Source organism: Kineococcus lubricus (assembly GCF_050871965.1).
Taxonomy (GTDB): Bacteria; Actinomycetota; Actinomycetes; order Actinomycetales; family Kineococcaceae; genus Kineococcus.
In genome coordinates this window covers 18,430-29,065 of record NZ_JBJLSK010000044.1, presented here as the reverse complement: position 1 = coordinate 29,065, position 10,636 = coordinate 18,430, and the positions used below count along the sequence as shown (strand labels likewise).

General features: G+C 72.9%; 8 protein-coding genes. All 8 read right to left on the bottom strand.

What is annotated here, in order from left to right:
• Positions 1-844, bottom strand: an 844-nt coding sequence (locus ACRYRX_RS21050; RefSeq protein ID WP_432515098.1) for an ABC transporter permease, incomplete at its 3' end; no start/stop codon positions are given.
• A gap of 3 nt (positions 845-847) precedes the next feature.
• Positions 848-1,783 carry an ABC transporter permease gene (locus ACRYRX_RS21045; RefSeq protein ID WP_432515099.1) on the bottom strand — a complete coding sequence of 312 codons (936 nt, stop codon included), beginning with the start codon at positions 1,781-1,783 and terminating at the stop codon, positions 848-850.
• 102 nt (positions 1,784-1,885) lie between these two features.
• The gene (locus ACRYRX_RS21040) at positions 1,886-3,493 is read right to left on the bottom strand and encodes an ABC transporter substrate-binding protein (protein ID WP_432515097.1); all 1,608 of its coding nucleotides are present in this window, start codon (positions 3,491-3,493) and stop codon (positions 1,886-1,888) included.
• 174 nt (positions 3,494-3,667) lie between these two features.
• Positions 3,668-4,822 (bottom strand): M20 metallopeptidase family protein, encoded by a 1,155-nt coding sequence (locus tag ACRYRX_RS21035; protein WP_432515095.1) that lies wholly within the window; start codon positions 4,820-4,822, stop codon positions 3,668-3,670.
• Positions 4,819-5,451, bottom strand: coding sequence for an FMN-binding negative transcriptional regulator (locus ACRYRX_RS21030; protein WP_432515093.1), 633 nt, complete (start codon positions 5,449-5,451; stop codon positions 4,819-4,821). Before ACRYRX_RS21030 ends, ACRYRX_RS21035 begins: the two co-directional genes overlap by 4 nt.
• Positions 5,448-6,932 carry an amidohydrolase gene (locus ACRYRX_RS21025; RefSeq protein ID WP_432515091.1) on the bottom strand — a complete coding sequence of 495 codons (1,485 nt, stop codon included), beginning with the start codon at positions 6,930-6,932 and terminating at the stop codon, positions 5,448-5,450. The genes ACRYRX_RS21030 and ACRYRX_RS21025 overlap by 4 nt, the downstream gene beginning before the upstream one ends.
• Positions 6,933-7,506: 574 nt before the next feature.
• On the bottom strand, positions 7,507-9,165 hold the full coding sequence (locus ACRYRX_RS21020; RefSeq protein WP_432515090.1) for a GMC oxidoreductase: 1,659 nt from the start codon (positions 9,163-9,165) through the stop codon (positions 7,507-7,509).
• Between the two features lie 108 nt (positions 9,166-9,273).
• Positions 9,274-10,605 carry an SRPBCC family protein gene (locus ACRYRX_RS21015; RefSeq protein WP_432515089.1) on the bottom strand — a complete coding sequence of 444 codons (1,332 nt, stop codon included), beginning with the start codon at positions 10,603-10,605 and terminating at the stop codon, positions 9,274-9,276.
• Positions 10,606-10,636: the final 31 nt, after the last annotated feature.

Sequence of the window (10,636 nt, the reverse complement as noted above, 5' to 3'; positions counted from 1 at the left end):
CGGCGGGCCGCGCGTCGGGTTCGCGCGCGGCCCGCACGGCGCGGGTCCGCTCCTCGCTGAGCAGTTCCCCGAGCAGGGCGAAGACGACGCCGGTGGTGACGATGGCGATCCCCGGCCCGATCGCGGCCATCGGCGCCACGTAGATGCGTTTCGCCCCCTCGTTGAGCAGCCGTCCCCAGTCGTACTCCGGGGCCTGCACCCCGAGGCCGAGGAAGGAGAGCGCGGCGAACGACAGCAGCGTCACCGAGGCGTGCGCGGCGGTGTTCACCAGCATCGGCGGCGTGATGTTCGGCAGGACGTGCCGGGTCGCCCTCCGCCACGGCGAGGCGCCCAGCATCCGGGCGGCGTGGACGTAGTCGGCGTTCGCGACCGAGGAGGCCAGCGTCGAAACCAGCCGGGCGAACACCGGGATGCCCGCGAAACCGATCGCGAGCACCGCACCGGTGGCGGTGGTGCCCCAGATGACGGAGAAGAACAGCGCCAGCAGCAGCCAGGGGAACGACAGCAGGATGTCGATCAGCGCGCTCAGCACCCGTCGCGCCGGCCGCGGCAGGACCGCCGTCACGACGCCGAGGGCGACCCCGCCGGCGACGGAGACGACCGTCGCGCCCAGGGTCAGCAGGATCGAGGTGCGGGTCGCGACGACGGTGCGGGCGAACAGGTCCCGGCCCAGGTCGTCGGTGCCGAAGGGGTGCGCCAGGCTCGCGGGGGCCTGCCGGCCGGCGATGTCGCGGGCGGTGGCGGCGTCGCCGAACAGGGCGGGCCCGAACACGGTGGCCGCCAGGACGAGGGACAGGCCCACCGCCAGGGCGATCCCCAGGGGGGTCCGGAGGGTCGAGCGCACGGGTCAGGCCTCCGCAACGGCCGAACGCGGGTCGATCACCGCGAGCGCCAGGTCGATGACGAGGTTCGCGCCCAGGACCAGCACCGCGTAGACGAGCACGATCCCCTGGATCAGCGGGTAGTCCTTGGCGGTGATGGAGGAGACGATGGTCGAGCCGATGCCCGGGATGGTGAACACGGTCTCCACCAGGACGGTGCCGCCGATGAGGCCGACGAGGACGACGCCCCCGGCGGTGAGGGTCGCGGCGACGATGTTCGGCAGGGCGTGCCGCACGTGCAGCAGCCGCGGCGGCAGGCGCTTGCTGCGCGCGGTGGTCAGGTAGGGGGCGTCCAGGACGCGCAGCATCTCCACGTGCACGATGCGGGCCAGGTAGGCCAGCGGGCCGACGGCGAGGGCCAGGACGGGCAGGACGGCCTGGTCGGGGCGTCCCCACCCGGCGGGGGGCAGCAGCGACAGGCCGATGCTGAGGGTCGCGATGAGCAGCACCGCCAGCAGGAAGTTCGGGATGGCGATGACGACGCCGAGGAACCCCGAGACGCCGAGGTCGAGGAGGCGCCGGCGGCCGCCGCGGGCCGAGACGGCGGTGGCGACCCCGAGGGGGAACGCACCGGCGACGGCGACGACGAACGAGACGACGGCCAGGAACACGGTCGTGGGGAGCCGTTCGGCCAGGGTCGTCCCGACGGGCCGCTGGGAGGTGGTGGAGGTGCCGAAGTCGAGGTGGAGCAGCCCGCCGACGTAGTTCGTGAACTGGTTCCACACCGGCAGGTCCAGGCCCAGGTCGTGCCGCAGCGCGGCGACGGCCGCGGCCGGTGCGGTCGGTCCGAGCGCGGCGCGCACGGGGTCGCCGGGGACGAGCTGCACCATGAAGAACGAGGCCACCAGCACGATGGCCAGCGAGACCGCGGCCCGCGCCAGCCGGCGCAGCACGAACGCCAGCCGGGGCGAGGAGAGCAGTGCCGGGCCCCGGTCCGCCCCGCGCGGCAGGCGGTTCGGGGAGACCGGCGCCGTGACGTCGGGGAAGACCGGGAGCGTCACGGCTCAGCCCACCATCCGGATGGTGGAGGGGGCGATGTACCCGGGCAGGTCGGCCGTGGCACCGGAGAACCACGTCGGCGACGTCGTCTGGGCGAGGGGGAAGATGTCGACGCGGTCGACGAGCTCCTTCTCGGCGTCCTGCCACAGCCCGTACGCGGTGTCGGCGTCGGGGGCGGTGGCCGCCTGCGCCGCGATCTGCTCGTAGGCGTCGTTCTGGACGGCCATGAAGTTGTAGCCGCCGTTCTCGGCGGTCTCCCCGAGGAAGAACAGGCTCAGGGTGACGGGGGTGCCGGGGGCGAGCTGGATGAACCCGGTGTCCCAGTCGTACGTCTGGTACAGGTCGGTGGACCAGCCCGTCGGGTCCTCGGCGACGAGTTCGGTGGTGACGCCCAGCTCGTCCCACTGGGCCTGGACCTCCTCGGCCCCGGCGCCGTGGCTGGGGGTCCCGGCGTCGTAGAGGAAGCGGATGGTCAGCGGTGCGCCGGCCTTGCTGCGCTTGCCGTCGGCGCCGGCGGTCCAGCCGGCCTCGTCGAGCAGCCGGCCCGCCGCGGCGACGTCGGTGTCGGGCAGCGTCCACTTCGGGCCGCCGGCGACGCACAGGAACGGGTTGCCGATGACCAGGGAGGTCATCTCCTCGCGGTGGCCGTTGGTGACGAGTTCCCCGACGGTCTCGCGGTCGAGGGCGGTGACGAGGGCCTGGCGCACCTTCGGGTCGGCGGTGGGCCGGTCGGGGCGTTCGTTGAAGAGCATCTCGCCGATGGGGTTGGTCACGCCCTTGGACGTCAGGCCCGCGCCCTCGAGGCGGTCGCGGTCGGACCCGGCGACGGCGGCGGCGTTCAGGTCGCCGGACAGGAGCAGGTTCGCGGCGGTCGCCTCATCGGTGACGACCCGCGCGTCGACCTCGTCCGGCAGTCCCTCGGTGTCGCTGGTGATGCCGTCGAAGCCCCAGGTGTGGTCGTCGCGCTTGGCGTAGAGGTAGTTCTGGCCGGCGTTCGCCGTCCGGAGCTGGAACAGGCCGGTGCCGTCGGTCGCGTCGTCCAGCGAGGACGGGTCGTCCAGCCCGCCCTGGCAGACCTGCTCGATCGTGCCGGTCGAGGCGAGCAGGAACGGGTTGTTCGCGGGGCTGGTGATGGTGAGCTCGTTGCCGTCCGCCGTGGCCGTCATGCCCTCGGTGATGTTGGAGCCGTGCCAGAAGGTGCCGTTCGCCGGGTCGGCCTGGTAGGCGATGTTGTTCGCCGCGGTCTGGGCGGTGAACGCGGTGCCGTCGGCGCAGGTGATGCCGTCCTTGAGCACGTAGGTGATGGACGTGGGCGTCTCGGTCCAGCTCTGCGCCATCCAGGGCACGAACTCGCCGTCCTCGGTCGTGTGGACCATCGACTCGTAGGCGAAGGGGACGAGCCCGCGCTGCACGAGGGAGACCCCGGTGAGCGGGGACAGGCTGCCGGGGTCGTCGTTGAGCGCCATCGAGAACGTGCCGCCGGAGACGAAGCTGGTCGGGGAGGGTTCCTGACCGCCCTCGGGCCCGGAGCTGCACGCGGTCAGCGTCGCGCCGCCGAGGCCCCCGACCACAGCGAGGACCGTGACCGTCCGGAGGTGCTGCTTCCTCATCATGCTGCGATCCCTTCGTCTGAGCTCGGAGCTCTGCTGCGTCGGACCGCCGGGTTCGTCAGCGTCGACGGACCGGTGGGTCGTGGCTGCGAGCCTAGGAAGCGGTCGGCGGGGCGACAATGTGCCGATCGTGCAGAGAAATGCGCTGCACTGTGCCCCCACCACAGGTTTTCGCCCTCATGCGCCCCGGGCCAGCCGGGTGCGGGCCAGCAGCGCCAGCGTCGCGGCCTGGTCGGGCAGCACCGCGTCGTCGAAGACGGCCGTCGGGGAGTGCAGCGGCGTCCCCTCCCCGGCGGCCGCGCCGAGGAACAGCAGGGTCCCGGGCACCTGCTCGAGCACGTACGCGAAGTCCTCCGAGGCCATCGACGGTTCCGGCAGCACCTCGACGCGCCCCTCGAGCAGCCGCAGCACGGCGTCGGTCTCCCGGGGGTCGTTGACCGTGACCGGGTAGGAAGGGGTGAAGACGGTCTCGACCGCGGCGCCGTGCGCGGCGCCGATCCCGGCGACGAACCCCGGGAGCCCGGTGCGGATCCGGTCCAGGACGGCCGGGGAGAGCGTGCGGACGTTCAGCGTCAGCGTCACCGTCCGCGGCAGCACGTTGCCGGCCGAGGAGTCGGTGCCGATGTCGGTGACCGAGACGACGGCGGGCTCGGTCACGGGCAGCTTGCGCGCCACGAACGTCTGCAGCGCCAGGACGATCTCGGCCGCGACGGGCACCGCGTCGACACCGACGTGCGGGCGGGCGGCGTGACCGCCGGTCCCCGTCACGGTGATCCGCACCGCGCTCGCGCTGGCCATGACCGGGCCCGGCCGGGTGGTCCACCGGCCGCGGGGGAACTGGCTGTCGACGTGGACCGCGAACGCCGCGACCGGGCGGTCGCCGGAGGCGTCGAGCAGCCCCTCCTCCAGCATGACCCGGGCGCCGCCGAAACCTTCCTCGCCGGGCTGGAACGCGAGCACCACGTTCCCCGGCAGGGTGTCCCGCTCGGCGTGCAGGAGGCGCGCGGCCCCCACCAGCCCCGCGGTGTGCAGGTCGTGGCCGCAGGCGTGCATGGCGCCGTTCGTCGCCGCGAACGGCAGCCCGGTGTCCTCGGCGACCGGCAGCGCGTCCATGTCCCCGCGCAGCAGCACCGTCGGGCCGGGCCGGCCCCCGCGCAGGACGGCCGTCACCGAGCTCAGGCGCTCACCCGTGCCGACCTCCAGGTCGAGGCCGTCCAGGGCGCCCAGGACGATCTCCTGGGTGCGGGGCAGGTCGAGGCCGACCTCGGGGGTCGCGTGCAGCGTGCGGCGCAGGGCGACCAGGTCGTCCAGCAGTTCCCCGGGCGGGTTCACGCGGTCCTCCGGCGGTGCACGTCGGTCATCCGGTCGGCGAGCGCGTCGTTGCGGTACGGGCCGGGTGCGCGCAGTGCGGCGACGACGCGCTCGACGACCTCGGCGGGTTTGTCCTGGCTCATCTTGTCCTTGCCCTCGACGCGGGTGACGCGCAGCCGGAAACCCACCGTCCCGCCGACGATGCGCTCGGCGTAGGCGCTGTTCTCCAGGTTGCCGCGCAGGCGGAACGGGTTCGGCAGCGGGTCCTCGAAGCGGTCCACGAGACGTTCGAGGACGGCGAGGTTCTCCGCGTCCGGGAGGATCTCCGGGATCCCGCGGCAGTGCACCGCCGCGAAGTTCCACGTCGGCACCGCCGGGCCCGTCCCGTACCAGCTCGGCGACACGTACCCGCTGGGGCCGGCGAAGACGACCAGCAGTTCCCGCGTCCCGAGCTGGTGCAGCGCCTCGTCGGGCCGGCCGACGTGGCTGAGCAGCACCAGGTCGTCCGTGCCGTCCTCCAGCAGGAACGGGTAGTGCGAGGCGACCGGGCCGGCCGGCGGGTGCGAGAACATCGTGGCCCACGGGTTCCGCGCGATGAGGTCGCGGACGGCGGTGGGGTCCGCCAGGGCGTAGTCGGCGTTCTCCCTCACGCGCGCACCCCGTCGTGGGTGAACCGGCCACCCACGAGGGTCGCGGCGACGGGCAGGTCCCGCAGTTCCGCGTCCGGCACGGTGAACGGGTCGGCGTCCAGGACCACGACGTCGGCGACGTCGCCCACCCGCACCCGCGACCGCCCGCGGGTGGAGGCGGCCAGCGCCACCTCCCGCGGCAGGCGCTGCTCGGGGTGCCAGGGTTCGCGCCCGTCGCGGGACCGGTCGACCGCCGCCGCGACCGCCACCCAGGGGTCCAGCGGTGCCACCGGCGCGTCGGAGCCGAGCCGCAGGACCGCCCCGGCCGCGTGCAGGGAGGCGAACGCGAACGCCCGGTCGGTCCGCCCGGCCCAGTACCGGTCGGCGACGTCGCGGTCGTCCACGGCGTGCTCGGGCTGCACGCTCGCGGTCAGCCCCAGCCGCCCGAACCGCTCGAAGTCGTCGCGGGAGACCAGTTGCGCGTGCTCGACGGTCCCGGCGATCCCCAGGTCCTCGAACGCGTCGAGGACCTGGGTGTTCGCGCGGTCCCCGATGGCGTGGACCGCGGGCAGGATCCCGCCGTCGCGGGCGGCGGTCAGCAGGTCCCGCAACCGTTCCGGGGGGACGCTCTGCACACCGCAGGCGTCCGGCGCGAACGGGTCCAGCCCCGGGTAGGGGTCGTGGCACAGCGCGGTGCGGGTGTTCAGCGAGCCGTCGACGACGACCTTGAGCCGCCCCACCGTGACCAGGCCGTGCGGGTCGCGGCCGGGGTCGACGGCCGCGCCCGTCCGGTACCCGTCGGCGAGGGCCTTCTCCAGGCGCTGCGGCCACACCGACGCCTCGACGCGGAGGTGGTCGACGCCCGCGGCGACGCGGGCGGGCCACTCGGTGAGGTTGTCGGTGTTCTCGAACTCGACGACCCCGACGACGCCGCGGGCCGCGGCGGCCGCCGCGGCCGCGCGGTACCCCTCCACGGGCGGGGAGGCGCGCCGGTCCAGCCGGTCCAGCGCGGCGATCCACTCGGTCTCCCGCAGCAGCCCCGACGCGCGCGGTGCGACGTCCACCGAGCGCAGCGCGGGGGAGTTCAGCCACCCGCAGTGCAGGTCCCCGGAGACGAGGACCACGGGCCGCTCGCCCGTCACCGCGTCCAGGGCGGCCAGCGTCGGTTCGTCGGGCCACAGGCCGTCGCGGAACCCGTAGCCGGACAGCAGGTCGGTTCCCGGGCGGTCGGCCACGGCCCGGGTGACCAGGGCGATCGCGTCGGCCGCGCTGCGCGCCCCGGACAGGTCCAGCCGCGACCGCGTGACGACCCACTGGGTGAAGTGCACGTGGTGGTCCCACAGGCCGGGGAACAGGAACCGACCCTCCAGGTCGACCTCCTCACCCGGCCCGGCCCGGCCCGGCGCGTGCGGGGTCACGGCGGTGACGGACCCCTCCGCCAGGGTCACGTCGTGCAGGCCGGCCAGGCCCGGCAGCCGAGCCGCTCTCAGGTGGATCGTCATGCGCTGCACGCTACGAGGACGGACCGCTGCGGCCAATGTGGTGGGCGACCAGACAATCGCGCCCGACCGTGCCCCCGCCACAGGTGCGCGCTGTCACGACCGCGCTGCGCTGGACGCTCGGTCGGCGAACCGGACGTCGACGACCCACCCACGCTGCAGCAGTGGATCAGTCGTCCAGTGCGCTTCCGGTTCAACCGCAGATCGTGCGGTCCACTGCTCGGCCACCTCGGCTCGCCTTCTCCCCGCTGCTGGTTCAGCACCACACGTCCACCCCTTGCCCCAGGTGCTGTAGTGAGGCTCCGTGCACCACGAGTAGCGGAGGTAGTGGTGGCTGAGATCCACCAACTCCTCCTGGCTCACCTCATCGAGCGGTTCTCCGGTGAGGTCGAGGCCCGCGTCCTGCGCCGGGACCGCACTGCAGCGTGGCCGAGCTGGCGACCGACATCCGCGTCCAGATCGCCGGTCGGAACGAGAGATCGCGAGCCTGCATCTGGACCCGGGCCGCCGAGGAGATCCTCGATCGCTTGGCCGGCTACCTCACCACGTTCAACGGAACGAACAGCGAATCACGGCACTAGGACTTGGCGGGGTCTGCCCGTTGCGCGATGCGCTCGCAAAACAGCTCCGCTAGTGCGGCGATGGTCAAGGCAGGGTTCACTCCTACGGGTCCGGGCAGTACCGCCCCGTCGGCGACGAAGAGGCCCTCGTACCCCCAGACCTCCCCCCGGGAATCGACGACGCCTCGGGAGGGATCTGTCCCCATCGGGGCGCCCCCGAGGGGGTGGACGGTCACCATCCGGCTCAGGACGCTGCTGGGGCCTTGCCGGAAGCGGCCGTCCATCTCCTCGGCGACCGTGTCCATGGTGGCGCGGATGCGGTCGAAGACGTGGCGGGAGTCCTGTCCGCTCCAGCTGATGGCCAGCGCGCCGTCGCGCAGGGTCATGTGCCCGCCGGCGGTGTCCTCGCCCATCCCGAGCATGGGGAGCAGGCCCCGGGACCGTTCGGCAGTGCCCAGCGCGCGTGAGAGGTGCGCGCTGACGCGAGTCCTGGGGGACTTGGTGAGCCGGGCGCGCGCCAGCTGCACTCCGACCCCACCCACACGCCGCAGCGGCCGCAGTCCGAGGACCTCGCTGAGCCAGTCGGCGATGACGGGATGGCCACCGTCTTGCACGACGAACCGGTCGTCGGTCCTGGATCCGGCGACGTAGCTCGTGATCACCGGGCCCCGGGTCGGATCGAGGACGCGGGTCCGCCCGGAGCTGGTGAAGCCCAGGTAGTCGCCGTTGCCGCTGAAGCGTGACCCCAGGCGAGGGCTGAGACCGGGGAGGTTCACCCGGTTGCGCAGCAGGAGGTAGGTGCTGCCGAGAGAACCGGCGGCCAGGACGAGGGTGCGGGCTCTGAAGGTGCGCACGGTGGCAGGACGTGAGGTACCGACGCGGTTCCAAGCCGGGTCGGGGGGGTGGTGCTCGGCGGCCGTCACCTCGTAGCCGCGGCGGCCGTCGGTGCGGACGGCGATCCGCTGAACCTCGTGCAGATGCCGGATGTCTGCCCCCGCGGCCTGGGCGCGACTGAGGTAGGTCAGGTCGGTGGTGTTCTTGCTGCCGGTGTTGCAGCCGACGTCGCACTCCCCGCACAGCCGACAGGTCGAGCGGGGGACGCCGTGGAGGTTGTCGGCCGGGACACCGAGCGGCATCCCGGGGTGTTGCCCGGGCGCGCTGAACGACACGGCCAGCGGGGCAGCCTGCCAGCGCAGCCCCGCCCGGCCTGCGGCATCGCGGAACTCCCGGGTCTTCGGTGTGCTCTCGACGTAGGGGTAGGGCGTGGGCTTGAGCACCTGCTCGGCCTGGGTGTAGGGCCCGTCCAGATCGGTGGACGTCACCGGCCACTCGTCGTCGGCCGCTCGACCGTCGAACCACTCCGGGGGACGGCGCAGGAGGACGTTGGCGTAGATCAGCGACCCGCCGCCCAGTCCGCTGGCCACCACCGCCTCGAAGGACCGGAAGGACCAGATGTCGAACAGCCCGAAGAGGCCCTCGCTGGGGTCCCAGAGGTTCGTCGAGGATCCCAGAGCGGTTCGAGGGAAGCTGCCGGGCGGGTAGGGGCGGCCGCGCTCCAGCACCAGGACCGAGCGGCCCTGCTGGGCCAAACGACAGGCGACGACGGATCCACCGAAGCCGCTGCCCACGACGAGGCAGTCGACGTCGTCGACGTTTCCCGCACCGGCGGTGGTCATCGGCCGCTCCTTGAACGCCCGTGGATCCGTCGCCGACGGGCAGGTCTTGCGTGGAGGTTCGGTGGTCCTGGAGGTGCCTCCAGTGTGCGTCCGCCGTCTTCTCCCGGGCTAGTCCTCCTGCAGGAAATCCTCTGCTGCGCTCACCGCCGCCGCGACCGCGGCGCGCGGCAGCAGGACGTGGCCGGCGCCGGGCAGGAGACGCACCTGTGACTCCTCGCTGGTGAGGCAACGGCGGATGGTGGCCACCTCCCGCTGGGGGTCGCTGACGAAGCGGTCTCGGGCACCCATCAGCACCAGGGTGGGCGGGATCAAGGCCGCCAGGTCGGGGGCGAAGTCGCGCCCCACCTCCCACTGGGTGCGTTTGACGACCTGGACGGGGTCGCTGCGCCGGATCCGCTCGAAGAACGGGTGGTCCGCCCCGTCGCCGACCGGTCCACAGACGTAGCTCATCAGCAGCGGGGCCAGCCTCCGGTACCCCCAGCGCGGGGTCGAGGCGATGATCCGGTTGGTCAGCCGCAGCCGCCCTGCGGGCAGTCGCGTGAACGTGCCGATGAGGACGACGCGGCGAGCGCTCATCCCGTGCTGCGAGATCGCCTGTGCTGCGGCGATGGAGCCGAGGGAGGTCGCGAGCACGTCGACCTTGCCCAGGCGGGCGCGAGTCACCAGGTCGGCGATCTCACGAGCCAATCCTTCCAGGGATGTGTTGCGCTCGGTCCGGTAGTCCACCAGGTGCACGGGGCGGGTCTGGGCCAGCGCTTGCACGAGGGGGGCTACGGTGCCCACGGAGCCGTCGAGGCCGGGGACGACCACGAGCGGTGTCCCAGTCGTGGCATCGCCGTAGCGCACCAGGCGGGCCGCGCCCTCACCGCGGGCGGCCGCAGTGACAGCCCCGGCCAGGGAGGCCTCCAGCACGAACCGGAAGTGCGCACGCCAGAAGGACCGCAGCAGGCGGTAGGTCGGGCCGCTGGCCCGTTCCCAGGACCCGAAGCGGCAGCGACCTCCGTCGAGGGCCTCGAAGGAGTAGGTGTGTCGGGCGTGGAAGCCCGGCAGGACCGTGACCTCCCACGTCACCTCCTGGCAGGGCACGACGACGACCGACCGCGCCAGGCTCGGCAGGCGGTAGAGGTAGCGCCGTCGGATCGGGCGGAACGCCCACAGGAGAGTCGATCCCGGGGAGAGGACATCGCCGGGGTGTACCCGTGCCACCGACATGCACGAGTTCCAACTCGGCCAGCCACGCACGTCGGCGAACAACCGCCAGAACTGTTCCACGGGGACGTCCAGGTCGACGGTTCCCTCGACAGGAGCATCGAGGTCATCGGGAAACCCGGACGTGCCGATCGAGAACTTGTTGAGAGCGCCACCGATCCAGGCGGCCCTGGTGGTCCCGGTGGCTTTAGCGTCCTCGGAGCCCTGGCGAACTGCGTTGTCGCTCACCATCTTGCGATCCTAGGCGCACGACCACTCTTCT